24 protein-coding genes, 1 tRNA gene and 1 other RNA gene are annotated in these 26,385 nt (G+C 51.9%); 12 read left to right on the forward strand and 14 right to left on the reverse strand.

What is annotated here, in order from left to right; translation table 11 throughout:
* Nucleotides 1-3 precede the first annotated feature (3 nt).
* A complete protein-coding gene (locus tag SB13_RS05615; protein WP_026739412.1) occupies nt 4-624 on the forward strand; it encodes a trimeric intracellular cation channel family protein in 621 nt (206 codons plus the stop codon).
* A gap of 98 nt (nt 625-722) precedes the next feature.
* On the opposite strand, the gene SB13_RS17205 is transcribed toward SB13_RS05615, so the two are convergent.
* The 4 genes from SB13_RS17205 to SB13_RS05630 all read right to left on the reverse strand — a co-directional run bounded on the left by SB13_RS17205 (nt 723) and on the right by SB13_RS05630 (nt 2,516).
* Nucleotides 723-847: non-coding RNA, RtT sRNA (locus tag SB13_RS17205), on the reverse strand.
* A 45-nt stretch (nt 848-892) separates the two neighbouring features.
* Nucleotides 893-977: transfer RNA gene (locus SB13_RS05620), tRNA-Tyr, on the reverse strand.
* Nucleotides 978-1,128: 151 nt separating this feature from the next.
* The gene (gene purU, locus SB13_RS05625) at nt 1,129-1,977 is read right to left on the reverse strand and encodes a formyltetrahydrofolate deformylase (protein ID WP_026739413.1); all 849 of its coding nucleotides are present in this window, start codon (nt 1,975-1,977) and stop codon (nt 1,129-1,131) included.
* A 71-nt stretch (nt 1,978-2,048) separates the two neighbouring features.
* Complete coding sequence (locus SB13_RS05630; protein WP_026739414.1) at nt 2,049-2,516, reverse strand: YchJ family protein; 468 nt, start codon at nt 2,514-2,516, stop codon at nt 2,049-2,051.
* A 128-nt stretch (nt 2,517-2,644) separates the two neighbouring features.
* On the opposite strand from SB13_RS05630, the gene rssA reads away from it, so the two are divergent.
* From rssA to galU, 3 genes are all read left to right on the forward strand, one after another.
* The gene (rssA, locus tag SB13_RS05635) at nt 2,645-3,550 is read left to right on the forward strand and encodes a patatin-like phospholipase RssA (RefSeq protein ID WP_026739415.1); all 906 of its coding nucleotides are present in this window, start codon (nt 2,645-2,647) and stop codon (nt 3,548-3,550) included.
* Nucleotides 3,551-3,623: 73 nt separating this feature from the next.
* Nucleotides 3,624-4,640, forward strand: a complete 1,017-nt coding sequence (gene rssB, locus SB13_RS05640; protein WP_026739416.1) for a two-component system response regulator RssB — start codon at nt 3,624-3,626, stop codon at nt 4,638-4,640.
* Nucleotides 4,641-4,844: 204 nt separating this feature from the next.
* Entirely contained in the window at nt 4,845-5,756 is a 912-nt protein-coding gene (gene galU, locus SB13_RS05645) for a UTP--glucose-1-phosphate uridylyltransferase GalU (protein ID WP_026739417.1), read from the forward strand.
* 134 nt (nt 5,757-5,890) lie between these two features.
* Here the strand turns inward: galU and hns are convergent, their stop codons facing one another.
* Complete coding sequence (hns, locus tag SB13_RS05650; protein WP_026739418.1) at nt 5,891-6,298, reverse strand: histone-like nucleoid-structuring protein H-NS; 408 nt, start codon at nt 6,296-6,298, stop codon at nt 5,891-5,893.
* Between the two features lie 1,234 nt (nt 6,299-7,532).
* Nucleotides 7,533-10,217 carry a bifunctional acetaldehyde-CoA/alcohol dehydrogenase gene (adhE, locus tag SB13_RS05655; protein ID WP_026739419.1) on the reverse strand — a complete coding sequence of 895 codons (2,685 nt, stop codon included), beginning with the start codon at nt 10,215-10,217 and terminating at the stop codon, nt 7,533-7,535.
* 540 nt (nt 10,218-10,757) lie between these two features.
* On the opposite strand from adhE, the gene SB13_RS05660 reads away from it, so the two are divergent.
* The 6 genes from SB13_RS05660 to oppF all read left to right on the forward strand — a co-directional run bounded on the left by SB13_RS05660 (nt 10,758) and on the right by oppF (nt 17,731).
* Nucleotides 10,758-11,402 (forward strand): YchE family NAAT transporter, encoded by a 645-nt coding sequence (locus SB13_RS05660; RefSeq protein WP_026739420.1) that lies wholly within the window; start codon nt 10,758-10,760, stop codon nt 11,400-11,402.
* Nucleotides 11,403-12,198: 796 nt separating this feature from the next.
* Nucleotides 12,199-13,803 carry an oligopeptide ABC transporter substrate-binding protein OppA gene (oppA, locus tag SB13_RS05665; RefSeq protein WP_026739421.1) on the forward strand — a complete coding sequence of 535 codons (1,605 nt, stop codon included), beginning with the start codon at nt 12,199-12,201 and terminating at the stop codon, nt 13,801-13,803.
* Nucleotides 13,804-13,884: 81 nt separating this feature from the next.
* Nucleotides 13,885-14,805, forward strand: a complete 921-nt coding sequence (oppB, locus tag SB13_RS05670) for an oligopeptide ABC transporter permease OppB (protein WP_026739422.1) — start codon at nt 13,885-13,887, stop codon at nt 14,803-14,805.
* Between the two features lie 12 nt (nt 14,806-14,817).
* A complete protein-coding gene (gene oppC / locus SB13_RS05675; RefSeq protein WP_026739423.1) occupies nt 14,818-15,726 on the forward strand; it encodes an oligopeptide ABC transporter permease OppC in 909 nt (302 codons plus the stop codon).
* A gap of 11 nt (nt 15,727-15,737) precedes the next feature.
* Nucleotides 15,738-16,730, forward strand: coding sequence for an ABC transporter ATP-binding protein (gene oppD / locus SB13_RS05680; RefSeq protein ID WP_026739424.1), 993 nt, complete (start codon nt 15,738-15,740; stop codon nt 16,728-16,730).
* Nucleotides 16,727-17,731, forward strand: coding sequence for a murein tripeptide/oligopeptide ABC transporter ATP binding protein OppF (oppF, locus tag SB13_RS05685; RefSeq protein WP_026739425.1), 1,005 nt, complete (start codon nt 16,727-16,729; stop codon nt 17,729-17,731). The genes oppD and oppF overlap by 4 nt, the downstream gene beginning before the upstream one ends.
* Nucleotides 17,732-17,893: 162 nt before the next feature.
* On the opposite strand, the gene SB13_RS05690 is transcribed toward oppF, so the two are convergent.
* Both SB13_RS05690 and cls read right to left on the reverse strand, forming a co-directional pair.
* A complete protein-coding gene (locus SB13_RS05690) occupies nt 17,894-18,217 on the reverse strand; it encodes an HI1450 family dsDNA-mimic protein (RefSeq protein ID WP_026739426.1) in 324 nt (107 codons plus the stop codon).
* A gap of 55 nt (nt 18,218-18,272) precedes the next feature.
* Entirely contained in the window at nt 18,273-19,733 is a 1,461-nt protein-coding gene (gene cls / locus SB13_RS05695; protein ID WP_026739427.1) for a cardiolipin synthase, read from the reverse strand.
* Between the two features lie 202 nt (nt 19,734-19,935).
* On the opposite strand from cls, the gene SB13_RS17735 reads away from it, so the two are divergent.
* Nucleotides 19,936-20,112, forward strand: a complete 177-nt coding sequence (locus tag SB13_RS17735) for a YciY family protein (RefSeq protein ID WP_152545799.1) — start codon at nt 19,936-19,938, stop codon at nt 20,110-20,112.
* Here the strand turns inward: SB13_RS17735 and SB13_RS05700 are convergent.
* The gene (locus SB13_RS05700; protein WP_072000211.1) at nt 20,100-21,878 is read right to left on the reverse strand and encodes a methyl-accepting chemotaxis protein; all 1,779 of its coding nucleotides are present in this window, start codon (nt 21,876-21,878) and stop codon (nt 20,100-20,102) included. The genes SB13_RS17735 and SB13_RS05700 overlap by 13 nt on opposite strands.
* Nucleotides 21,879-22,234: 356 nt before the next feature.
* Nucleotides 22,235-22,531 (reverse strand): YciI family protein, encoded by a 297-nt coding sequence (locus SB13_RS05705; protein WP_026739428.1) that lies wholly within the window; start codon nt 22,529-22,531, stop codon nt 22,235-22,237.
* 192 nt (nt 22,532-22,723) lie between these two features.
* On the opposite strand from SB13_RS05705, the gene tonB reads away from it, so the two are divergent.
* The gene (gene tonB, locus SB13_RS05710; protein WP_026739429.1) at nt 22,724-23,458 is read left to right on the forward strand and encodes a TonB system transport protein TonB; all 735 of its coding nucleotides are present in this window, start codon (nt 22,724-22,726) and stop codon (nt 23,456-23,458) included.
* A gap of 70 nt (nt 23,459-23,528) precedes the next feature.
* On the opposite strand, the gene yciA is transcribed toward tonB, so the two are convergent.
* From yciA to SB13_RS05730, 4 genes are all read right to left on the reverse strand, one after another.
* On the reverse strand, nt 23,529-23,954 hold the full coding sequence (yciA, locus tag SB13_RS05715) for an acyl-CoA thioester hydrolase YciA (RefSeq protein WP_026739430.1): 426 nt from the start codon (nt 23,952-23,954) through the stop codon (nt 23,529-23,531).
* 41 nt (nt 23,955-23,995) lie between these two features.
* On the reverse strand, nt 23,996-24,568 hold the full coding sequence (locus tag SB13_RS05720; protein WP_026739431.1) for a septation protein A: 573 nt from the start codon (nt 24,566-24,568) through the stop codon (nt 23,996-23,998).
* A gap of 163 nt (nt 24,569-24,731) precedes the next feature.
* Nucleotides 24,732-25,484: a YciC family protein gene (locus SB13_RS05725; RefSeq protein ID WP_026739432.1), complete on the reverse strand. Its 753-nt coding sequence runs from the start codon at nt 25,482-25,484 to the stop codon at nt 24,732-24,734.
* A gap of 112 nt (nt 25,485-25,596) precedes the next feature.
* Nucleotides 25,597-25,971, reverse strand: a complete 375-nt coding sequence (locus tag SB13_RS05730) for a YkgJ family cysteine cluster protein (RefSeq protein ID WP_026739433.1) — start codon at nt 25,969-25,971, stop codon at nt 25,597-25,599.
* Nucleotides 25,972-26,385: the final 414 nt, after the last annotated feature.

Below are 26,385 nucleotides of genomic sequence, written 5' to 3' on the forward strand. Positions count from 1 at the left end.
CGTGTGCTGACCTATATCTATCTTATTGCCATAACCGCAGAGGGGATGTCCGGCGCGTTGGCGGCAGGCCGCCGCAATATGGACATCTTCGGCGTTTCCTTGATCGCCTTTATTACCGCGCTCGGCGGCGGCACTGTCCGTGACATTCTCCTCGGCAATTTCCCCATCGGCTGGACTCAACATCCGGCTTACATCTATCTCACGGTCGGCGCGGGTCTGTTTACCGTCATTATTGCGCGCTTCATGCAGCACCTGCATCGGCTGTTTCTGGTACTCGATGCCATGGGGCTCATTGCGTTCACGATTATCGGCTGCAACGTGGCGCTGCACCTCAATTACTCGTTGACGATCGTGGTCATCGCGGGGGTGACGACAGGGATTTTCGGCGGGATCTTGCGGGATATTTTCTGCAACCGCACGCCGATGGTGCTGCGTAAAGAGCTGTATGCCTGCGTCTCGCTGCTGGTGGCGCTGCTGTACCTCGGTTTTCGGCACGTCGGCCTTAACCACGATATCAACCAACTGCTTTCCTTCCTGATTGGACTCTCTGTGCGCCTGGCAGCGATTCGCTGGTCATGGCAACTGCCGGTATTTACCTATATGCCCGGACGGTGGAAAGGATAAGCGAAGGGGATTGGCGCCTAGGGAGGCAATTGTCGGATGTAGTTAAGAACAGGCGACTTCAGCGTGTTGAGTTTATTTGGGGAGAGATTTTTAGAAGATGGTGGTGGGGGAAGGATGATTCGTCACTTCGTTCCTCACCCTTCGGGCCGTGCTGCGCACGTTGTCTCGCTACGCTCGACTCGAACCTTGTCGAAGGTTCTCATCTTCCCCCTACGGGAACAGGCGACTTCAGCGTGTTGAGTTTATTTGGGGAGAGATTTTTAGAAGATGGTGGTGGGGGAAGGATTCGAACCTTCGAAGTCTGTGACGGCAGATTTACAGTCTGCTCCCTTTGGCCGCTCGGGAACCCCACCACTGGCCTGAAACGTGTTTTGCGTTAAGCGGGGCGCATCATAACAAATGCCGCGCCCCTGTAAAGTCTGAACCGGCAAATTTAGATTCGTTTGCCGGTTTTTTATGCCATGTGACGCTGTCTTGAGCGGCGCGATGACATTGGGTTGAACGTTACAGGATGATCGTGCGATTCCCATAGACGAAAACACGCTGTGCCAGCACTTGATAGAGCGCTCGGCTGAGGACGTTTTTCTCGACGTCGCGACCCGCACGCATCATGTCGTCCGCGGTATACGTATGATCAACATGGATAACGTCCTGCATGATGATGGGGCCTTCATCCAGACTGTCGTTCACATAGTGAGCCGTAGCGCCGATGATTTTGACGCCACGCTCATAAGCCTGGTGGTAAGGACGGGCGCCGATAAATGCAGGCAGGAACGAATGGTGAATATTGATGACCTGATTCGGGTAATGCTGTACGAAGGCCGGGGTCAGGACCCGCATGTATTTCGCCAGGACGACATAGTCCGGCTGATACTGGTCGATCTGCGCGATCATTTTTTGATCGTGTTCGTCGCGGGATAAGCCTTCGTGGCTGATCAGATGGAAAGGAATATCAAAACGTTCAACCAGCGTGCGCAGCGTTTCGTGGTTACCGATCACCGCGGCGATTTCGACATCTAAGCCACCATAGGCGTTTTTCATCAACAGATCGCCGAGGCAGTGGGCTTCTTTGGTCACCAGAATCACAATGCGACGACGACCAGCGTTGCTGAGTTCACGCACGGAGCCTACCGGTAAGGCGCTGTCCAGATCTTCCAGCAGCGTATTATCGTTGAAAATGCCTTCCAATTCGGTGCGCATGAAGAAACGCCCGGTGCGATGGTCGACATACTCAGAGTTTTGCACGATGTTCAGCTCGTGCTTGTAGCAAATATTGGTGATTTTTGCGATCAACCCTTTAGAATCAGGGCAGATAGTACGAAGAACTTTTCTTTGAATATTATGGGATTGCATGGGGGTGTCGATCCTGTCCAAAGCAAATATCAATCATTTTATTCAGCACGCCGGAATTGCGGGCTGTCACTCTATTGTCCGCAGCACTTTTTGTATTTTTTACCTGAGCCGCAGGGACAGGCTTCATTTCTGCCGGTCGGCAGATGAACGCCGTCGACATAGTACCAGCGATCGTGATGGCGAAGGAAGCGGGAGCGCTCTCTCATCAACACGTTGCGCTGAGGCGTGTCCTTGTCTGCATATCGTGCCGCAAACTCGACGAATCCTTCATCGGCCACTTTTCCTGCACTTGTCGTCAATACATTAAGGCCCCGCCATTCAGTGTTGCTGCAGGTGGAAGCGATATCTGCTCGAAAGTTTTCGGCCTGACAGGTTGGATGCCATGTGGCGATCAGGTAGTCAATGTCTTGCCGAACGTAGGCGCTATAGCGCGATCGCATCAGCGATTCTGGGGACGGTGCGGCCTCAACCCCCTGAATATAGGGCTCACAGCAGCGTGAAAAGGGTTGTTGATTGCCGCAAAAGCAACATTCGGACACAATATCTACCTTAATAATTTTTTAATGAATTAAATAGTTGAGACGTATCTTAAAAACACTTCATATAGTACCCAGCGAGTTTGACGCATGGCAATGTAGTCTAGAATAAAGCAGGCAGGGGGGAAACCATGCGTAAGGTCAAGGTCGGATTGGCTTTGGGGTCCGGTGCAGCAAAGGGATGGGCACATATTGGCGTCATCAATGCGTTGAAAGATCTCGGCATTGAGCCTGAAATCGTCGCCGGATGTTCGGTTGGCTCGCTGGTCGGCGCAGCTTATGCGACCAATCAGTTGGACAACATGGCCCGTTGGGTCAGTGGTTTCGGCTATTGGGATGTGATCCGACTGATGGATTTGTCGTGGCGGCGGGGAGGGTTACTGCGGGGCGATCGCGTTTTCGAACATGTTCGTCAGCTGTTACGTACCCAGCGCATTGAGGATTGCGCCATTAAGTTTGGTGCGGTAGCCACCAACTTGAGTACAGGTCGAGAGCTCTGGCTGACAGAGGGAGACCTGCACCTGTCTATACGCGCTTCATGCAGTATGCCGGGGTTGTTATCTCCGGTCTCGTTCAACGGCTACTGGCTGGTGGATGGCGCTGTCGTCAATCCCGTACCCGTGTCCTTAACGAGGGCCATGGGTGCGGATGTCGTGATTGCCGTTGATTTACAACATGACGCGAGCCTGAAAAGTCATGATTTGCTCTCCGTGAAGCCGCCTCAACCGGCGATGGAAGTCGTGTCGGTAGGCGGGTGGTCGCAGCGAATACGCGAGCGACTTCACCTGAGAGGACGGCAGCCAGCGGAAGTCAGACCTACGGCGATGGAGATTATGAGCACCTCGATTCAGGTGTTAGAGAACCGTCTGAAAATGAGCCGTATGGCCGGGGATCCGCCGGATGTACTGATCCAACCCTACTGCCCGCAGATAGCGACGCTGGATTTCCATCGCGCGCAGGAGGCCATAGACGCGGGCAGACGGGCGGTAGAAAAACAACGAGAGATGTTATTGCCATTGGTTCACCGGGCTACCTGAGCAACATTCGGGTAGCCTGAATTACAACATCAGCATGATGAATATGAACAGACTGAGTTTTAAGGGGTAACTGATGGCACGACCATTAACGGGGAAAGATATTTTAATCGTTGAGGATGAAGCTGTTTTCCGTTCGGTGCTGGCTGGTTATCTGACCTCATTGGGTGCCAACGTCATAGAAGCGGACAACGGCCAGAACGCCTTTGAAATGATTACTCACCAGCAGCCGGATCTCATCATCTGCGATTTGAATATGCCTACTATGGGCGGATTTGAGTTTGTCGATCGATTCCGCCAGCAGAATACCGACACGCCCATTCTCGTCATATCGGCAACCAGTCATATGGCTGATGTGGCGAAAATATTACGGCTTGGTGTTCAGGATGTCCTGTTGAAACCGGTCAATGATTATAACCGATTACGTGAAACGGTAATGTCATGTCTTTACCCCGACATGTTTACTTCACAGGTTAGTGAAGTCGATAAGTTAATGCATGATATGGAATCGCTGAATCAATGCCCGGCGGATGCAAACAAACTGCTGGAACAATTACAGCCGCCTGTTAATCAAACGATTGCACAGTGCCGCATTAATTATCGGCAACTCACCGTAGCTGATCATCCAGGGTTAGTATTAGATATCGTTGCCTTATCGGAAGATGAACTGGCGTTTTACTGTCTGGACGTTACACAGGCCGCTCATAATAACGGTGTCGTAGCCGCATTGTTATTACGCGCATTATTCAATGGGCTATTACGTGAGCACCTCGCCAATCAGCAGCGCAAACAGCCCGAATTATCCATGTTGTTAAGACAAGTAAATCAACTGTTACGTCATGCCGGCCTTAAGGGGGAGTTTCCATTGTTGGTCGGGTATTACCACCACAGTGTGAAAAAACTGATTCTTATTTCTGCAGGATTACACGCGACGCTTAGCGTAAAAGAAAATCAGTTGATGCTACATAGCGGAATTCCGCTCGGCGCAAAGGATAGCGCTTATCTGAATCAGCTCGGTTATCAGTGCGAATCGTGGCAGTGTCAGATATGGGGAAGTGGTGGGCAGCTACGTTTGATGGTTTCTACGGATTAATCTGATGGTCACCGGGATAAGCATACTTCAACCTGTAGAGACGCATTGTAATTATTTGGATTTCTACAATTTGAGGGGTAATGCGCTTTCTTTTTCCAAGTATGGGTCTGTACCGAGCAATGCGTATCGGAACTGATATACTTAGTACTTATGGGTAGAAGATAAATAAAGCTCATTATTTGAACGAAATATACGAGGTTGTTTATGTCAGCTGTCAATAAAAAAGTAAAAAAAGCGGTCATTCCTGTGGCCGGGCTGGGTACGCGCATGCTGCCGGCCACCAAGGCTATTCCAAAGGAAATGTTACCGCTGGTTGATAAACCTTTAATTCAATATGTAGTCAATGAATGTATTGCGGCAGGCATTAACGAAATTATTCTGGTAACGCATTCCTCCAAAAACTCGATTGAAAACCACTTCGATACCAGCTTTGAACTTGAAGCTATGCTGGAAAAGCGTGTTAAGCGACAGCTATTAGATGAAGTTAAATCCATTTGCCCTGAGCATGTCACTATTATGCAGGTACGTCAGGGCGTGGCTAAAGGCTTAGGGCACGCAGTATTGTGCGCCTACCCGTTGGTGGGCGACGAACCTGTTGCGGTTATTTTGCCGGACGTCATCATCGACGAATACGAGAGCAACCTGAAGAAAGATAACCTCAGTGAAATGCTTCAACGCTTCGAGGAAACTGGGCATAGCCAGATAATGGTTGAGCCCGTTGAAGACGTTAGCAGCTATGGGGTCGTTGACTGTCAGGGAAGGGAACTGAAACCAGGTGACAGCGCGCCTATGGTTGGCGTCGTTGAAAAACCGAAAGCGGATGAAGCGCCGTCTAACTTGGCCGTGGTTGGCCGCTATGTTCTGTCGGCTCAAATCTGGGACTTCCTGAAGAAAACGCCTCCGGGCGCGGGGAATGAGATTCAGCTCACCGATGCTATCGCGATGCTGATGGACAAAGAGACTGTTGAGGCTTACCACCTCAAAGGTATTAGCCACGACTGCGGAAATAAGCTGGGTTACATGTCAGCTTTCGTGGAATATGGATTGCGTCACAAAACGTTGGGATCTGAGTTCAACCAGTGGTTAAAGACGGCCGTTCAGGAAGAAAATAGCTAATTAAGATCAGCCTTCTGTTCTATTGCAGAGGGCTTTCATCCCATCCCGCCTAACGTGTTTCTCCCTTTAAATTAAATAAAAAAATACCCCCTGCGAGCAGGGGGTATTTCATAAGTCTTGATTATTTGATGCTATTAAAGCAGGAAGTCATCCAGAGATTTACCCTGTTCTTCGATCGCCTTTTTGATCACTGCCGGAGTACGGCCCTGACCAGTCCAGGTTTTGACTTCGCCGTTTTCATCAGTGTACTGATATTTAGCAGGACGGGCAGCACGTTTGCTTTTACCGGCAACTTTAGTAGAGCCTAAAGACTGAAGCAGTTCATTCGGATCGATACCGTCTGCAATTAACATATCGCGATACTGCTGCAATTTGCGAGTACGTTCTTCAATTTCTGCCTGAGCTTGGCTTTCTTCTTCGCGGCGTTCATTAACCACGACTTCCAGTTTTTCCAGCATTTCTTCCAGGGTTTCCAGACTACATTCTCTTGCCTGGGCGCGCAGGGTACGGATGTTGTTTAGAATCTTTAGTGCTTCGCTCATTGTATTAGTCTCAAAATATATTTAATTAGTGGCTGTACGAGAGATAATAGAGCTCTATTTTATTTTCTGCAATAGGTAGATTTGTATTATCGACAAAAATAACAAATCTAATACAGCCATCACGTATCTGCAGACAGATATAAATCTTTCAGGATTGCTAATACATTTGGTTACGTACAAGACGCTGAATTATGGTCTGACCTGTTGCCGCGGTTTGTTTATCCGACAATTAATCGCAAATTGTCCCGTTCTACAAGCCCAATTACCTGTTACCGCTACATCCCTGTAGGGAATAGCATAAATGATGCTCGCGTTAGTGAGATGGCGAGATTGTTACAATCATTTCCAAAGCATGACAGGTGAAGTGGGGAACTACGCTGTATTTGATATCGGTCGAATTTATTTTAAGGCTAACCAGAGCCCACAGAGTTGTTTTGGCATAAATAAACGCGAGTCGCATGAGGGTACGTCTATTTCTAATACTTCGGTGAAAATGCAGTACAGACGTGTTTCCTCGCCTGATGAGAAACGTATCGTGAACCCAATGATGGTCTATTTTAAATCCAATATGGAAAGAACATCTGGCGGGAACTATTCACGTATAAATTATATGTCGGCATCCTGCCATCCTTCATTAAGAAGACTACTATCCGTCATTACCCTTAATTTATCCATATTATTTGCGATGCATATGAGTCCGGAAGTTAACGGTTTTATGGAGAAAATGATGAGATAATTGATTAATCTTACGACATGCTTACTTTTGTAACTATTGATATAAAGAAAATTTTATCCCGCTTACACGTTGCCTCTAAGTCATATTAATAAGTCCTATGAATCTTTGCCGTTCCTGACAGTGAGGCGTTTTTACTCCACGCGATGAGGAGGGGTATAACATGTCAGAACCCGTTTGAACGGTGTTGCTTCAGGTATTAACCTCAATGCGCCTATAAATAACTGCGTACATAAAGTGCCAATCACGAAGCATACAGGCGTCTTTATTCGCAAAAGAGGGAAGTGTCGCCGATTGATTAGGTAAATAACGCGTTGTTGCGCTTACCTCACATAATCCATCCCAACAGCGGCTTCAGACGGCGTTGGCGCGATTCTCGTTAAAGAGGAGACTTCTGATAACCCTGATGCGTCATCGGCTTGTGCGGGCCTTCTCTGAAGGTCAATAAAAAACCCCGCATCAATGACACGGGGTTTGAGCTTAACAAAAGGGGAAGTTGACTTAACTTACGACTTTACCGCCTTTTTGCTTTTTAGTCGGTGCTTTCGCTGGTTCACTGGCAGGCGCAACATCGTCCTGCTCTGAGAATGTGCGGCCATAGTAACAATCCAGCAGGATTTGCTTCACTTCGACAATTAACGGGAAGCGCGGATTGGCCCCGGTGCACTGATCGTCCAGCGCATCTTCAGACAGCTTATCGACTTTCGCCAGGAAGTCAGCTTCCTGAACGCCGGCTTCTCGAATGGACGCAGGGATGCCCAACTCTTTCTTCAGCGACTCAAGCCAAGCCAGCAGCTTCTCAATTTTCTGCGCCGTACGGTCGCCTGCCGCACTCAATCCCAGGTGATCGGCAATCTCCGCATAGCGACGACGCGCCTGCGGACGGTCGTACTGACTGAATGCCGTCTGCTTGGTCGGAACGTCGTTGGCGTTGTAACGGATAACGTTGCAGATCAGCATGGCGTTAGCCAGGCCATGTGGAATGTGGAACTCTGATCCTAACTTATGGGCCATGGAGTGGCACACGCCAAGGAAGGCGTTGGCAAACGCGATACCTGCGATGGTGGCGGCGTTATGCACGCGCTCGCGGGCCACCGGATTTTTGGCGCCTTCGCGGTAGCTCGCCGGCAGGTTTTCTTTCAGCAGTTTCAACGCTTGAAGCGCCTGTCCGTCCGAGTATTCATTAGCCAGTACTGAAACATAAGCTTCCAGCGCATGTGTGACCGCATCCAAACCGCCGAACGCGCACAGGGACTTCGGCATATCCATGACAAGGTTGGCGTCGATAATGGCCATGTCCGGCGTCAGCGCATAGTCTGCCAGCGGATATTTCTGACCTGTCGAATCGTCGGTGACCACAGCGAATGGCGTGACTTCTGAACCCGTACCGGAAGTGGTCGTAATGGCCACCATCTTCGCTTTGATCCCCATTTTCGGGAATTTATAGATACGTTTGCGAATATCCATAAAGCGCAGCGCCAGGTCTGCAAAATGCGTGTCCGGGTGTTCGTACAGCACCCACATGATTTTCGCCGCATCCATCGGAGAACCGCCGCCCAGGGCAATGATCACATCAGGCTTGAACACGTTCATCTTTTCAACGCCGCGGCGTACCACGCTCAGTGTCGGATCGGCTTCCACTTCGAAGAAGACGTCAACTTCCATGCCATGACGTTTCAATACGCTGGTGACCTGGTCGACATAGCCATTATTGAACAAGAACGGGTCCGTAACGATGAATGCGCGTTTAGCGCCTTCCGTCGCGACTTCTTCGAGCGCCAGCGGCAGGGAGCCCCGACGGAAATAGATAGATTTGGGAATTTTGTGCCACAACATATTTTCAGCTCGCTTCGCTACCATTTTACGGTTGATCAGATGTTTCGGCCCGACGTTTTCTGAAATCGAGTTACCGCCCCATGAGCCGCATCCCAGCGTCAGTGACGGCGCAAGTTTGAAGTTGTACAAATCACCAATCCCGCCCTGAGATGCCGGGGTGTTGATCAAAATACGCGCGGTTTTCATCTTATCGCCGAAGGTATTAATGCGCGCTTTTTCGTTGTCCTGATCGGTATACAGGCAGGAGGTATGGCCGATACCGCCCATCGCCACGAGCTGTTCCGCTTTCACCACTGCGTCATCAAAGTCTTTCGCGCGATACATGGCCAGCGTGGGAGACAATTTTTCATGGGCGAACGGTTCAGATTCGTCAATTTTGCTGACTTCGCCGATCAACACCTTGGTGTTTGTCGGTACGCTGATGCCTGCTAGTTTGGCGATATCCGCAGCCGTCTGGCCGACGATCGCGGCGTTGAGCGCACCGTTTTTCAACAGGACGCCCTGAACGGCTGTCAGCTCCTGACCTTGCAGCAGGTAACCGCCGTGGGTGGCGAAGCGCTCACGTACGGCGTCATAAACTTTATCTACCACGACGACGGACTGTTCTGATGCGCAAATGACGCCGTTATCGAAGGTTTTGGACATGAGGATTGAAGCGACGGCGCGCTTGATATCCGCGGTTTCGTCAATCACTACGGGGGTATTGCCCGCGCCAACGCCGATAGCCGGTTTACCCGAGCTGTAAGCCGCTTTCACCATGCCGGGGCCGCCTGTCGCCAGGATCAGGTTGATATCCGGGTGATGCATTAATTGATTGGACAGCTCGACGGAGGGCGCATCGATCCAGCCGATGATGTCTTTCGGCGCGCCCGCAGCAATGGCGGCTTGCAGCACGATATCAGCCGCTTTATTCGTAGCGTCTTTAGCGCGTGGGTGAGGGGAGAAGATGATGCCGTTACGGGTTTTAAGACTGATTAATGCTTTAAAAATCGCGGTGGAGGTCGGGTTGGTCGTAGGGACGATGCCGCAGATCAGGCCGATAGGCTCTGCAATCGTGATAGTGCCGAAGGTATCATCGACGGACAACACGCCGCAGGTCTTTTCATCCTTATAGGCATTGTAGATATATTCGGAAGCAAAATGGTTTTTAATCACTTTGTCCTCAACAATCCCCATGCCAGATTCGGCAACGGCCATTTTCGCCAGAGGGATACGCGCATCTGCGGCGGCCAGGGCTGCGGCGCGGAAGATGGTGTCCACCTGCTCTTGAGAGAAGCTGGCAAACTCGCGCTGAGCGTTTTTCACACGTTCGACCAGAGCGTTAAGTTCTGCCACATTGGTTACGGCCATAATGATCTCCTGTAATTATTCAAACTCTTTCAGTCAATAGTTGCCGCTTCATGGGCAGTCGCGTCGTTTGACACGCTGGTATTACGGGGGGCAGTGGTGTGGCATCTGTCCGCGCCCCATTGACTCAAAGAGCTCGCGCTATACTCATTACCGAGGTCAACATCAGTCGTTATTGGCTGCGTCTCTGCTACCCTCTAAGAGGGTCTAAAGCGAAATACTTTTTTGGCTATTTATTCTGCGGGTCTCGTTTTAGCGATTGGACTCAGGTTACAGGGTTATCAATCGCTTTTTTGTGATCCTGGTCCAATATTTAGCTGGCTGACACCATTCAGCATTTTCTTATCGATAGTTTTAACCTATCAAAAATGAAGGCTTATAAAAAATGGGTGTTTTTTGTTGAAAAGTGTATTTATCTGTTTATTTGCCTTACAAAGAAAAAAACAGAGGAATATTCGATTATCGAGAGGGACGTATCGTCTTCTTTTCATTACAATGCGCCCGTAATTCTCTTATCTCCCTGAAGACTGTCTGAGGTGCGGTGTGATGCATTCTGTGCTGGATATTTCCAGCTTTATAAAATTTTTCGTCGGCTTATTCGCCCTCGTCAACCCTATCGGCGTTTTACCTGTATTTATAGGGATGACCAGTTATCAGGATAATAAGGAACGCGACAAAACGAATTTAACGGCGAATGTTTCGGTTGTACTTATTCTCTGGGTCTCATTATTTTTCGGTGACGGCATTCTGCGAACATTTGGTATCTCCATTGATTCTTTTCGCATCGCCGGAGGGATTCTGGTGATGACGATTGCCATGTCGATGATTAGCGGGAAGTTGGGTGAGCATAAGCAGAACAAACAGGAAAAAACGGAAAATGCCAACCGCGAAAGCGTCGGGGTCGTCCCTTTGGCTTTGCCGTTGATGGCAGGACCGGGGGCAATCAGCTCTACGATTGTCTGGAGCTCTCGCTATCATGGGTGGCCGAATTTGGTGGGGTTGTCATTAACTATCGCGCTATTTTCATTTTGCTGTTGGCTGTCATTTCGTGCCGCGCCGATGATTGTTCGACTACTGGGTCAGACGGGTATTAACGTCGTCACCCGTATCATGGGCTTATTACTGATGTCGCTTGGCATTGAGTTTATTGTGACCGGCCTGAGATCGACGTTCCCCGGATTATTATAAGCACTGCCCATTCTCTACTATTGCTTCATGAGTCCTTACGGCTGCCGTGACCGCGTCAGCCGTTTTTTTATGTCAAAAATATAAAGATTGCTGATGATTCTTTAATCGCGGCGGAAGGAATAACTGTATTGGCAATGTATTATTCCGCGCATAGGGAGCAGTCCCTAAAGCTCCTCTTTTGTGATCTCTCCCACAGTCAGTGATGACAATCTTTCAAAACTCATACACCGTGCAGATGAAAGTAAATACCTAAAATAGGTATAAAGTTTTCTTATGGCAGGTTTATCTCCTGTTCAAGATAAAAAATAACATATATCAGGCTATTGTTTTAACGAGGTAGTCTGAGCGTGTCGCGCTGGTTTAAGCCGGATTTTCTTGTGAAAGAAAATTAAGTAACAGCGCGTGAATTCTATTGGCGAAGCGTAATTCTTTTGCTACGTTCGCCTTGATTAGGCGTTTAATCATTACAAAAGGTAAGTTAATTTTAACTTGCGATGCGGTTTCTCTTTAGCCGTGATTTCTCGGGGAAAGGCTGTATGCCCGTCGGTATGGAAAACCGTGGCGTTTCCCCGTGAGTGGCGAGGTTAGGGTGAATGCATAACAGAAACTCGATTGGCCGGATTTCGTTTAGGGTGACACGGAGTGTGCTTTCTCGAGGACGTGCCTGGCCTGGCTTGTGGTGACAATCAGACTCGTTCCCTGAAAGCGCCGTGAGCCTGAGTCGACGTTGTGCAATGAAAAAAAAACAGGAGCAAAAACAACAATGGCAAAACACAAATCAAAACCGCGGTGGGTGATGACGGCACTAGGAATTTTTAGCGCATCGATATCCATGTCAAGTTGGGCTGCCGTGATTCCTCCCGGTGTGCAACTGGCGGAGAAACAGGAGCTGGTGCGCAATAACGGCGCGGAAGTTGCGTCGCTCGATCCGCATAAAATCGAAGGCGTGCCAGAGACCAACGTGTCTCGCGACCTGCTCGAAGGGTTGGTTAACACCGATCCGGATGGGAAGATCATCCCAGGCGTGGCGGAAAGCTGGGATAACCAGAACTTCACGGTCTGGACCTTTCATCTGCGAAAGGATGCCCGTTGGTCAAACGGCGACCCGGTTACAGCCGAGGATTTTGTGTATAGCTGGCGTCGAGTGACCGATCCTAAAACGGCATCGCCTTATGCCTCGTACCTGCAATTTGGTCACATTGTGAATATCGACGATGTGGTTGCCGGTAAAAAACCGACAGAGACGTTGGGCGTTAAGGCGATAGACGATCACACCCTGCAGGTTACGTTGAGTCAGCCAGTGCCGTATTTTTATAAACTGCTGGTCTACCCTGCGACTTTTCCGGTATACAAAAAAGCCGTCGAAAAATTCGGCGAAAAATGGACGCAACCTGCGAATTGGGTGGGTAACGGCGCCTATAAGCTGAAAGAGTGGGTGGTGAATGAGAAGCTGGTTCTCGAACGAAATCCCAATTATTGGGACAACACGCACACCGTCATCAACAAGGTCGCCTATCTGCCTATCACCTCCGAAGTGACCGACGTCAATCGTTACCGCAGCGGTGAAATTGACATGACGTACAACTACCTTCCGATTGAACTGTTCCAAAAACTGAAAAAAGAGATCCCGAACGAAGTCCACGCCGATCCTTATTTGTGCACTTATTATTTTGAAATCAATAACCAGAAGGCGCCGTTTAACGATGTCAGAGTGCGTAATGCGCTCCGTCTGGGACTTGACCAGGTCATTTTGACCAACAAGGTGAAAAATCAGGGCGATATCCCCGCCTATGGTTATACCCCGCCTTACATTGACGGGATCACGATCGCTAAACCGGAGTGGGCGAGCTGGTCCCAGCAGAAACGTAACGAAGAAGCGAAAAAACTACTGGCCGAAGCCGGCTACAGCGCGCAAAAACCCCTGACGTTCACTCTCTTGTACAACACTTCCGATTTGCATAAGAAAATGTCGATTGCGGCGGCGTCCATATGGAAAAGCAACATCGGCGTTAACGTAAAACTAGAAAATGAGGAATGGAAAACCTTCCTTGATAACCGCCATCAGGGCAATTATGACCTGGCGCGGGGCGGCTGGTGTGCGGATTACAACGAGCCCTCTGGGTTCTTGAACAGCATGGTATCCAACAGCAGCAGTAATACCTCCCACTACAACAGTCCGCAGTTCGACCAGTTGATGGATAAAGCGCTGGCGGCGAAAACCGATGCCGAGCGAGCTGCGTTTTATCAGCAGGCGGAGCAACAGCTGGATAAGGATGCGGTAATCGCGCCGATCTACTACTACGCCAATCTGCGGTTGGTCAAACCGTACGTTGGAGGACTGACCGGGAAAGATCCGCTGGACTATGTCAAAGTCAAAGATCTGTACATCATCAAACATTAAGTTCATTGCTGCCGCGCCAGGTTGGGCGGCAGTCTTGCAATAATAAGAACCGCTTTTTGACCGGTTTGATAGGTAAGATCCATGCTTAAATTTATTCTGCGTCGGTGTCTGGAAGCGATACCGACACTCTTCGTGCTGATTACCCTCTCTTTCTTCATGATGAGGCTCGCGCCCGGTAGTCCTTTCACCGGCGAACGCAACCTTCCGCCGGAAGTGATGGCCAATATTGAGGCTAAATACCATCTGAACGATCCCATCCTGACGCAGTATGGCCACTATTTGGTTCAGCTGGCGCACGGGGATTTCGGGCCTTCGTTCAAGTACAAAGACTATTCAGTGAATGACTTGGTGGTTCGCGCCTTTCCTGTGTCGGCCAAGCTGGGCGCCGCGGCGTTTCTGCTGGCGGTCATTCTGGGCGTCACCGCCGGTGTGGTGGCTGCGTTAAACCAGAACGGGAAATGGGACTTTACGGTGATGGGATTTGCGATGACGGGCGTGGTAATCCCAAGCTTCGTCGTTGCTCCGCTGCTGGTACTGGTTTTCGCCATCACGCTTCAATGGTTGCCGGGCGGCGGCTGGAACGGCGGGGCGCCCAGATACCTCATTTTGCCGATGGTGGCGCTTTCACTCTCTTATATTGCCAGTATCGCCCGCATTACACGCGGCTCGATGATCGAAGTTTTGCACTCAAACTTCATTCGCACCGCGCGCGCCAAAGGATTGCCCATGCGCAAGATCATCTTGCGCCACGCCCTGAAACCGGCGCTGCTGCCGGTGTTGTCATACCTGGGGCCGGCATTCGTCGGCATCATCACGGGATCGATGGTCATCGAGACGATTTTCGGCCTGCCCGGCATCGGTCAGCTATTCGTGAATGGCGCGCAGAACCGAGACTATTCGCTGGTGCTCAGCCTGACCATTCTGGTTGGGGCGCTGACCATCCTGTTTAACGCGATTATTGACGTGCTGTACGCGGTAATCGATCCCAAGATTCGCTATTAAGTCGAGGCGCAGATGTTTTGGAATAAAAAAAATCGGGACGCGTTGGACCGCTTTAGCGAACAGCTGGACGTCGAAGGCCGCAGTTTATGGCAAGACGCGCGTCGTCGCTTCATTCACAACCGCGCAGCGCTGAGCAGCCTTTTGTTACTGCTGCTGATCACGCTGTTTGTGGTCATCGCACCGCAGTTTTCCTCGTTTAACTATGCCGATACGGATTGGAACATGATGTCGGCCGCGCCAGATATGGCGAGCGGACACTATTTCGGTACAGACTCTTCAGGGCGCGATTTGCTGGTCCGCGTGGCCGTCGGCGGTCGGGTATCGCTGATGGTGGGTGTGGCTGCAGCGCTGGTCGCGGTAGTCGTGGGCACGCTGTATGGGGCGTTGTCCGGCTACATGGGCGGTGCCGTTGACTCGGTCATGATGCGTATTTTGGAGATTCTTAACTCATTTCCTTTTATGTTTTTCGTGATCCTACTGGTGACGTTTTTTGGGCAGAACATGCTGCTTATCTTCGTGGCCATCGGTATGGTGTCTTGGCTGGACATGGCGCGTATCGTCCGGGGTCAGACGCTGAGTCTCAAACGCAAAGAGTTTATCGAGGCGGCGCTGGTCGGCGGAGTGTCGACGCGCGGCATCGTTCTCAGGCATATCGTTCCGAACGTTTTGGGCGTGGTGGTGGTGTATGCCTCGCTGCTGGTGCCCAGCATGATTCTGTTTGAATCCTTCCTGAGTTTTCTGGGGCTGGGGACGCAAGAGCCTATGAGCAGCTGGGGCTCGCTCTTGAACGACGGCGCCAATTCGATGGAGGTCGCGCCCTGGTTGCTGTTCTACCCGGCAGGTTTCCTGGTGGTCACTTTGTTCTGTTTCAACTTTATCGGCGATGGCTTACGTGACGCCCTCGACCCGAAAGACCGCTGAGGAGAGGCGCGATGACGATAACGACACAACCCCGCGAACCGCTGCTAAGCGTAAACGACCTGCGGGTTGTCTTTAATACGCAGGATGGCGCGGCCACGGCCGTGAATGATCTCAACTTCTCACTCTCTGCGGGCGAAACGCTCGGCATTGTGGGCGAATCTGGCTCAGGAAAGTCGCAGACTGCTTTTGCCCTCATGGGGCTGCTGGCGGCCAACGGAAAGGTGAGCGGTTCCGCGCGGTTTGATGGCCGCGAGATACTGAACCTGCCGGAACGCCAGCTCAATCGCCTGCGCGCCCGAGAGATCGCCATGATCTTTCAGGACCCGATGACATCCCTTAACCCTTATATGCGCGTAGGCGAGCAGCTAATGGAAGTCCTGATGCTGCACAAAAAACTGAGTAAAAGCGATGCGTTCGCTCAGTCTGTAGCCATGCTGGACGCGGTGAAAATGCCGGAAGCGAAAAAGCGAATGCGTATGTTTCCGCACGAGTTTTCCGGTGGGATGCGCCAGCGCGTCATGATTGCCATGGCCTTACTGTGTCGCCCTAAACTGCTGATCGCCGATGAGCCGACGACGGCGTTGGATGTCACCGTTCAGGCGCAGATCATGACGCTGCTGGGTGAGCTACAGCGAGAGTTCAATACGGCTATTATTATGATCACTCACGATCTGGGCGTGGTTGCCGGGATCTGCGACAAGGTGTTGGTCATGTATGCCGGGCGAACAATGGAATATGGTTCCGCGCGCGACATTTTTTATACGCCCACGCATCCTTATTCAGTAGGGCTGCTGAATGCAATTCCTAGGCTGGACGTGGAGAATGAGGTGCTGGCGACAATCCCCGGTAATCCGCCGAACTTACTCCGTTTGCCGCAGGGATGTCCTTTCCAGCCGCGTTGTCCATACTCCCAGCCGGATTGTGAGCAAACACCGATGTTGACTGAGTTTGAGAAAGGGCGGATGCGCGCCTGCTTCCGTCGTGTTGAGGAGGTGGCGCTATGAATTCGATGGAACAACGTAAAACGCTGCTTGAGGTCGAGGACCTGAAAGTCTATTTCGATGTGCGCAGCGAACAACAGTGGTTCTGGCAGCCGCCCAAAAAATTAAAAGCGGTGGACGGCGTCTCTTTTCGTCTCTATGAAGGAGAAACGCTGGGCATCGTGGGGGAGTCCGGCTGCGGCAAATCGACGTTAGCGCGGACCATCATCGGGCTGGTCAAGGCCCGAGGAGGCAGAATCAGCTGGCTGGGTCAGGATCTCCAAGGATTCAGCGACAAACAATGGCATGACGTGCGCAGCGATATCCAGATGATATTTCAGGACCCGCTGGCGTCGCTGAACCCTCGTATGACGGTGGGTGAAATCATCGCCGAACCGCTGAAAACCTATCGTCCAGGGCTTTCGCGAGCTGAGGTCAAAGAGCGGGTCAAGGCGATGATGAACAAGGTCGGACTCCTGCCAAGTCATATCAACCGCTATCCTCATGAGTTTTCCGGCGGGCAATGCCAACGCATCGGCATTGCCCGGGCGCTTATTTTGCAGCCGAAGCTGATTATCTGCGATGAACCGGTTTCCGCGCTGGATGTGTCTATTCAGGCGCAGGTTGTGAACCTGCTGCAGCAATTACAGCGGGAAATGGGGCTAGCGCTGATATTCATCGCTCATGACCTTTCCGTGGTGAAGCATATTTCCGATCGCGTTTTGGTCATGTACCTGGGACATGCGGTGGAACTGGGGACGGACAGTGCGTTATATCGCAATCCGCTGCATCCCTACACCCGGGCGCTGATGTCTGCTGTGCCGATCCCGGATCCGGACAAAGAGCGCAATAAGCCGATTCAATTGCTGGAAGGGGATCTGCCATCGCCCATCAATCCGCCGTCAGGCTGCGTATTCCGTACACGTTGTCCGATGGTCGGTCCCGAGTGCAGTCAAACACGTCCGCAATTAGAGGGCGGGAGCGAGCACGCGGTGTCTTGTCTGAAAGTGGAACCGTTGCCGTAACACGGCATCCATCCCGCATCTACTCCAGACTCTCCTTGCATATGAGGAGAGTCTGGAACCCTACGACAGTCTGCCATGACACAGAACAGGCTAGGGGGCTTACTTAGCCGCGCGGCGATGTTGGCGGCCGGGTTCAGGCCGGAAAGACAACTGAAGAGTGAATTACGCTTTCCACAGGATGTGGCAAAGCTTATGGTCTTTTTCGCGGCAAATCAGCACTCGGGCGAACACATCATTGATTTCCGCATCTTCGCTCTCGGCCAGACCAATGACGACTTCGCAGAAGAAGTCTGGATTCAGATCGAAATCGACGTGGTCCTGCCAGTCTTCCGCCGGGTCGAACAGTTCGGCGCCGCCGCGCTCTTCAAACTGCAGGTTAAACAGCAAGACGTCGGCGGGGTCGAGATTATCCGGCGCTAACTCTAGAAAGATGTCGTATGCCTGTTCCAGCGCTTCATCTTCGGTCAGGCGGTTATTTAAATCCATGAGACAGTCCTATTCATCCACAAGGCGTGTTATTAGACCATGAAGGACACGGGGTTTACAGCAGCGGGCTGAAAAAGTAGAACAGACGCTCCACAATGCGTTGCCAATAGGGCCTTCTTTGCCATTTTCCTTCATCCAACAGGCGTGAACGGGCGATATAGTCGTCCTGAACACAGGCCAAATCGTTGCCGAAGTCCGCATCGTCAATCACCATCGTAATTTCAAAATTGAGCCACAGGCTACGCATGTCGAGATTGACGGTGCCGACCAAACACAGCTGATCGTCGACCAGCACGCTCTTGGTGTGTAGCAGTCCGCCCTGGAACTGATGGATTTTCACGCCGGCGCTGAGCAATTCGCTGAAAAAGGCCTTGCAGGCCCATCCCACCAGCACCGAATCGTTTTTATGCGGCACGATAATATTGACATCGACCCCTCGCTGCGCCGCGGTACAGATGGCATGCAGCAAATCGTCGCTCGGTACGAAGTAGGGCGTCGTCATGATCAGTCGGCGGCGCGCGGCGTACACCGAGGTGAGAAGCGCCTGATGAATCATATCTTCTGGGTAGCCAGGCCCGGAGGCAATCACCTGAATGGTATGACCGCTCTCTTGCTCAAATGGCATGATGTTAACGTCCGGCGGCGGCGGAAGCACGCGCTTGCCGGTTTCCATCTCCCAGTCGCAGCTGTAAATCACCCCCATGGTGGTTGCGGCAGGCCCCTCGGCGCGCACCATCAGGTCGATCCATTGGCCGACGCCGGCATCCTGCTTGAAGTAGCGAGGATCGACCATGTTCATACTGCCGGTATAAGCGATGCGGTTATCGATCAGAATCACCTTACGGTGCTGGCGCAAATCCATCCTGCGCAGGAACGCACGAAAAATATTCACCCTCAACGCTTCGACCACCTGGATCCCGGAGGTGCGTAGAATGTCTGGATAGGCGCTGCGCAGGAAGGTTCTGCTGCCAGCGGAGTCCAGCAGAATGCGGCAGTGGACGCCACGTTTTGCTGCCGCCTGCAACGCAGCCATGACTTCATCGACAAGTCCGCCCTGTTGCCAGATATAAAACACCATTTCAACGTTATTACGCGCAAGTTCGATGTCGCGCACCAGCGCTTTGATGGTGTCTGGAAATGAGGTGATGAGCTGTAGCTGGTTGCCTTTGACGCCAGCAATGCCCTGGCGACGCTCGCAGAGTTGGAATAAGGCGTTCGCCACTTCGCTATTTTCCGTGGCGAAAATACGGCTGTAGCTCTTGAGTTCTTGCAGCCACTTGGCGGTGGAGGGCCACATTTTGCGTGCGCGCTCGGCGCGTTGTTTACCCAGGTGCAATTCGCCGAAAGAGAGATAGGCGACGATGCCGAAAAGCGGAAGGATATAAATGACCAGCAGCCAGGCCATGGCGGAGGGAACAGCCCGTCGTTTCATCAAGATGCGCAGCGTGACGCTGGCGATTAATAGCCAATAGCTGAATACCAACATCCAGCTTAGTACCGCATAAAAAGTTGTCATGGCAAAGCGCACCGTTCCCTTCAGCGAATGCTTATCAGCAAAGTGTACGCATAGTTTACCGAAAGAGGAAATGTCTTGCGTCTGAATAGAATAGGCGACGTATGACGGCAATAGGGGCCTAAAAACGCAAAGGCGACTTGGATGCTGTGGACAGGGAGGTATAATGTGCGGCGTTCCGCTTCCTGACAAAAAGAGTCTCTCCATGAAACGCAGCCCTAATGAAGTCAGCCGCTGGCGTATGCAGCGCCAGGTTCAGCGCCGCCGCCGCCGCTGGCTCGAGGCCCAATCCCGCAGCTATCGTCATATCCACTCCGCCCGGTACTTACAGCAAAAGAAACAGCGCCGAGCGCTGCTTTATGCTGTCACTTATGAATGGTAATCCACTGACGCAATTGGTTTTTTTACCGACACAACGCCACCCTTAAGCCGTAGTTTTGACGCATCGTTGGCTATCTTCACGCTGGCGCGAGACGGAATCTCAACGGCGTTTGACAATAAGGAGGCGATAGGGACGGAGGCTCCGTCCTCATTCCGCGAGGACTCGGGCAGTTGGAATAGGGAAACCGCACTGTTCAACTGCGCCGCCTGTTGTAATAACAACGAGAAGGTGTGAGCGGATGCGGTGACCTGGCCGGCATTCTGCTTTACCGATTCATTTAACGAGCCGATACGATGGGTGACTTGGTGAATGCTGTGGTTTTGCTGCTGCGCAATCGCCGTTATCTCATTCAGAAAGGCGCTCGTCTCTCTCGCGGCGCAGAGAATATTCTGCAAACTGTCGTTGAGTTGATTTACCCGTTGCGCCCCGCTGGCGACGCTCTGATCTGACTGACTAATCAGGGCGTTGATGTTCTGCGCCGAATGGCTGCTTTGTGACGCCAGCGTGCCGATTTCACGTGCCACCACCGCAAAACCTCGCCCTTGAACGCCCGCCCGCGCCGCCTCGATTGCCGCGTTCAGCGACAGAATATGTGTCTGGAAGGCGACGTTGTCGATCAGGCTGATGACATCGGTCATTTGCTGACTGCGTTCGGATATCGCGCGCATGGCGTCCTTGACGTCGCTCATCATTTTTTCGCCTTTCCCTGCGATATGACTGGTCTCTTCGGCGTGTCTGCTGGCTTGTTGTGTCTGTCGCTCGTGGTTTTCCAAGTGTTGGTTGAGTTCTTCGACGTGCTCTGTTGCCGCGCTCAGTGCTTTGAACTGGTATTCGGCCTGTATCGATAGCTTTTGGTTATCGTCATTGGCCTGAGCAACGTGAGCCAGCATGGTTTCCATGCCCTCGCGCACTTGACCGACCAACGTTACAAGCCCGGATTGCATCACGGTGATGCTTTGGCTCAACTGGTGAACTTCTCGTGCGGTGCGATCGTTTTGCGTCAGCGGTTGAGAGAGGTCACCCGCGGCAATGCGTTGGAGATGCTGGTGGATATGGGACAGCGGCCGGACGAACAGGCGAGTCACGCCGATCCATACCAGCGCCGCAATCACCAGGAGGGCGGCAAGCACCGCGACGAACACGGTCTGCGTACGGTCTAACTGACTAATCAATCGCAGGGAAGTTTGTTGCTGGCGCCGATCGCTGTCCTTGAGATAGCGGGCATAACTCTGGGTAAACATATTCTGGTAGGCCTGAATCGGCACCGCGAAGAAGATATCAATTTCATTGGTCTGTTTGATGCCTTGCGCCAATTCAACCAGGCCGTCGTAAAGCTGCTGGTAGTGAGCGGTCAACTCGGAAAAAGCGGAGTCTCGTTGGTCGGAAGGTACGACGCTCAACAACTGTTGGTAGTGCGATTTCGCGAGTTTTAATGAAGTTTCGGCTTCCTCCATCAGGCTCTGCCAGCTGCCGACAGAGCCGCTCTCCTTGTCATAAAGCAGATAAATGCCCGCCCGATTGAGTTTATCGCTGGCGTTCATGATCTCCATCCGCGTTTGATCCATCAACGCTTGCTGTTGCCCCTGAACTACCTGAGTGTGACTGCCTTGTTTCACCTGAGTCACGGTTTGCGAAAGAGCGCCAATGGACAGCAGCTGCAATATCGAGAATAAGCCGATGATAAAGATTAAGCCGGAAAGAAAACTGGGTCGGAACTGGGACAGTGTCCGGAGAAGCCCAATACGTTGCGATAGGCGCGCTGCCATGATGAACGATCTCTTCAATCAAACATGATAAGTCTCGCCAACGTACCATTGATTAATGACCAAATTATTTCAGAAAGTTAGCCTCGGCGGGGGCGTGATGCACCGGCTTTTGTCGATGGGATGGGCCTGCTTCTGCGGTAAATTCGAATGCGGAGAATCATTCTTATAACGCAGTTCGTGACGCTGTCACTTATTGATGTGCTTAACGCCGCGCGGTGGCGAGCAACTGGAATATTAAAAGCGTGGAGAAGAAAGATGAGAAAGGAGGTATCCCACAGGCTGGATTGCGTCGGCTCGGAGCCGTTGTTCATCAGCGTTGTGGGATTTTTATCTTTTATGTGAGATGCGTTAGCCGATTAGAACACCTGTTTAAACGGTTTCACGATAACCTGCTGATACACGCCGGCGGCGACATAAGGATCGGCATCTGCCCAGCTTTTGGCTTCCGCCAGAGAAGGGAATTCGGCAATGACGACCGAGCCGGTAAAACCGGCGCTGCCCGGATCGTTGCTGTCTATGGCCGGTAGCGGCCCTGCGGTCAGCAGACGGCCCTGATCGCGCAATGTTTGCAGGCGAGCAAGATGGTCCGGACGCGACGCCTGACGTTTCTCTAAGGTGTTTGCTGCGTCAGTTGCAAAGATAACATAGAACATATTGACCTCTATCATTGTCGGGAAGCGGTTTGTTTGTTCATCTTACGATATGTCAGGAGAAGGGCAACCCCTTGAGTTTGCAAATGAATGTTTCTGGATTTGGGTTTATTTTTACAATTGGAAGGCTTCATGTTGAATATGATTGCTATTTGCATTTAAACTTGATGCGGCCTGAGAGGACACCGTAATACTATGCCGCAAAAAAAGAATTTCCTTACCCGCCGTTATTCATGGCCTGTGATCGTTTCCGTGGCATTTCACGGGTCTTTAGTCGCAGCCATACTTTATGCTTCGCTTAATCGCTCGGCGACAGTGCAGCAGGCGCAGCAACCTATCACTATGACCCTGGTCGCACCGGCGCCGGTCGATGCCGCTCCTGCGCCCCAGCCGGAAAGCGCGCCGGAGCCGCAGCCTGAACCCGAGCCAGAGCCCGAAGTTCAGCCGCCGGAGCCTGTGCCGGTTCCCGTCGCGGTGCCTGAACCTAAGCCACAGCCTAAACCGAAGCCCAAGCCGCAGCCGAAACCCAAGCCGGTGAAGAAAAAGGAAAACCCGAAGCCTGTCGAAGAGCCGAAGGCGTCGCCTTTCACCAGCAACGAACCCACGAAGGCGCCTAATAATGCGCCGGTGCGTCAGGCGCCCGTCGCCAGCGCGCCCGCAAGCGGCCCGCGGCCTCTGAGCCGCTCTCAGCCGGAATATCCGGCTCGGGCCTTTGCCCTGCGCGTGGAAGGCCGGGTGAAAGTTCAATTTGATATCGATGGTTCAGGGCGCGTCAGCGATATCCGTATTCTGTCGGCTGAACCGAAGAATATGTTCGAGCGTGACATTCGGCAGGCAATGCGGAAATGGCGATATGAAGAGAACAAGCCATCGAACAATCTTGTGGTGACGATCGTCTTTAAAATTAATGGCGGGGCGGCGATGGAGTAGTGCAAGAACTGATATCTGCACGTCGCGAGAGGTTATGCAAAACGGGCACCTGAGGGTGCCCGTCGTTTAACTAAAGGTTTTCTGCTGTAAAGTAGCTTTTCCCTTCGGGCAATTCCCGTGATTTTCCCGCCTCATCCACCGCAACGTAGGTAAATGACGCTTCCGTCGCGCGATAACGTTGTCCGATAGGTTCGGAAGATACTTTCTTTATCCAGACTTCAACGTTGATGTTAATGGAGCTACGCCCGGTTTTTAGGCAGCGTGCATAGCAGCAAACCACATCACCCACCGCTAACGGTTTTAAAAAGGTCATGCCGTCGACACGTACGGTAACCACACGTCCGTGAGCGATTTCTTTAGCCAGAATGGCGCCGCCGATATCCATCTGCGACATAATCCAGCCACCGAAAATATCGCCGTTGGCGTTGGTATCGGCAGGCATCGCCAGGGTGCGTAGCACCAGCTCCCCATGGGGCAAAAAGTCTTGGTTGCTCATAAATGGTTCAATACATCATCCAGGTAAGGTGTTGTTAAAATTCAAGGATGGTGGTCGTTCTCGCTATTATCTTCCGCCGCTTTCTTGTCTGCGGGTAAATGGCGGTAGAGGTAGACCCCGCAGAGTAAGGTAAATACCAATGTGGCACCGGTCAATCCAAAAACTTTGAAGTTTACCCAGGTGCTTTGCGGCAGCCTGAAGGCAACATACACATTCGCGAGTCCGCAGAGGAAGAAAAACACGGACCAGGCGACATTGATTCGCGCCCAGACCTGTTGCGGTAAGGTGATCTCTTTTCCCAGCATTTGTTGAATCACGTTTTTCTTCATGACGAACTGGCTGACCAGCAGGATCAATGCAAACAGGGTGTAAATCACAGTCACTTTCCATTTAATGAACTCGTCATTATGGAAGACCAGCGTAAGCGTCCCGAACAGGGTCACCATCGCAAACGTGACCAGCATCATTTTTTCAATTTTGCGGTAGATAAACCAGCTGACTACCAGAGCCAGGGCCGTTGACGCAATCAGCGCGCCGGAGGCGACATAGATGTCGTAAAGCTTATAAAAAACGAAAAAGACGACCAGGGGAAGAAAATCAAGAAGTTGCTTCATCAAGGGATTCCATACTTAAGGTGCATTGATGAAAGCCAGCCTGAGGCTGGCGCTCAATGCGTATTATCGCCGCTCCCGATGTGAATACGTCTGTCAGATCGTAATAATTTGCAGAAAATTACAATCGTACGCAGAGGCGGGTCGCCGAGAGGACGGGCCGGTCTCAGTTACGCAGCAGCATATAGAGACGGAACAGATAAATGAGCAGCAGTGCGGAGATAAAGTTGCTCAGGCCATTGATGACGATAGCCATCACGGTAGGCGCCGCCAAGGGCAAGCGCGCAACCAGCAGCAGCAATACCACTTTAGCGACCAGCCACAGCAGTACGGCCGGGGCGGTGACGCGGAAGTTGGCGAAGACCAGTTTGCTGCTTTGGCGCATGGAGGTGAATACACCGCGCTTTTCCGTAGCGCTGATCACCGGCGATAAACTGAGGACGATGGCCAACAAAACTCCCGGTACGATCAGAAACAGCATGCCTAACTGAATCAGCAGCGTGCAGATGAGGATCAATAGCAGGAGCCGAGGCAAGATCGGCAGGGATGCGCCGATCGCCCGCAACGCGCTGGTGGGCGTGCCAGCGGACACCATCTGAATCAGCAGCAGCAATCCACCCACTAGCAGCGTATTGCCGACCAGCGAGGCAAACGTGCCCGCCGCGGACGCTTTCAGCAATACGATCTGCTGTTCGGGAGACATTTGCTGAATGAGATCGCTAAGCCCCAGCTGTTCGCCCGCGGAGAGATCGATATTCGAATCGTTGAGTATTTGCAGTTGTTCACTTCCCGGAGTAAACAGATGCCCCAAAACCACGGTAATAAGCGAGGCCAACAGCGACAGCAGCAGGATGCTGACGAATTGGTTACGCGTGAAATTCATTGTGTCACGGTACAATGCACTGGCCGTGATAGGCATGACAACTCCTTGGCAAAAAGGTTAGCGATAAAACTCAGTCGTTAATCGCTAATTGTAACCGGTTCGGCAAGACAGTGGCACCCCGACAGCGACCTCAACTATCTAATTCTTTTTATTCCAAACTTTCTTCCGCTTGCGGGATGACATCGCTAAGTGTCAGCGGCGGCATGCCGTAGTGTGCTCGCGCCCGATCGCAAGCGTCATTCGGGCGCTGATTTTCGCCGGAAGCCGCGAATTCACGGCAGGGAGAAGGGCGATTGGCATAGATGCGACAGCTAACGGACTCGCCGATAGCGCCGTCCAACGCCGAACAGCGCGGGCTCTTGCTGTTGGTGCCCTGCATGCAACGCAAGAACGGCGTCAAAGGCTCAGTCAGCTCAACCGGAACCGGCCCCCCGGCATCATTGCCTTCGGCCCAATAAAACGACACGCGAAAATAACCGCAGCAGGCGCCGCACTGCATACACGGATTCACGCTTTCTACCATCGAATCTGCCATCGAAGGACCCCACGGTCTTTGACCGCTGAAATTTGGGTTAAGAATAAAAATCTACTGCAGAATCGGGTCGTTGGGCAGGGGGATTTTTGTGCAAAGCACGTTCTGTATCTGCACGATATCAGCAGCTCAGTGGGCGCCCGGACGGGGGCGGGTGAAAGCATCGCTGCCGTTGGCAGGGCATTGGAACTCATCACCGCTGGCCTTCAATGTAGTGTTTAGCAAGGCGAAAAAGTAAAGAAAGCCGAGAAAATGCAGTATCTGTTTTTGCGGCTATCGCTGTTAATCCGTTTGGGTTCAGCATCATAACGGTCAGCGAATCAAGCGATTGGTGATGGGGTGATTGGGCGAAGGTCCCAGGAGGGCGTGTTTAAGGAATAAAATCAGGGCGACGTATTTAACGTC

The sequence above is a fragment of the Lonsdalea quercina subsp. quercina genome (genome assembly GCF_000688695.1).
In the GTDB taxonomy this organism is placed as follows: domain Bacteria; phylum Pseudomonadota; class Gammaproteobacteria; order Enterobacterales; family Enterobacteriaceae; genus Lonsdalea; species Lonsdalea quercina_D.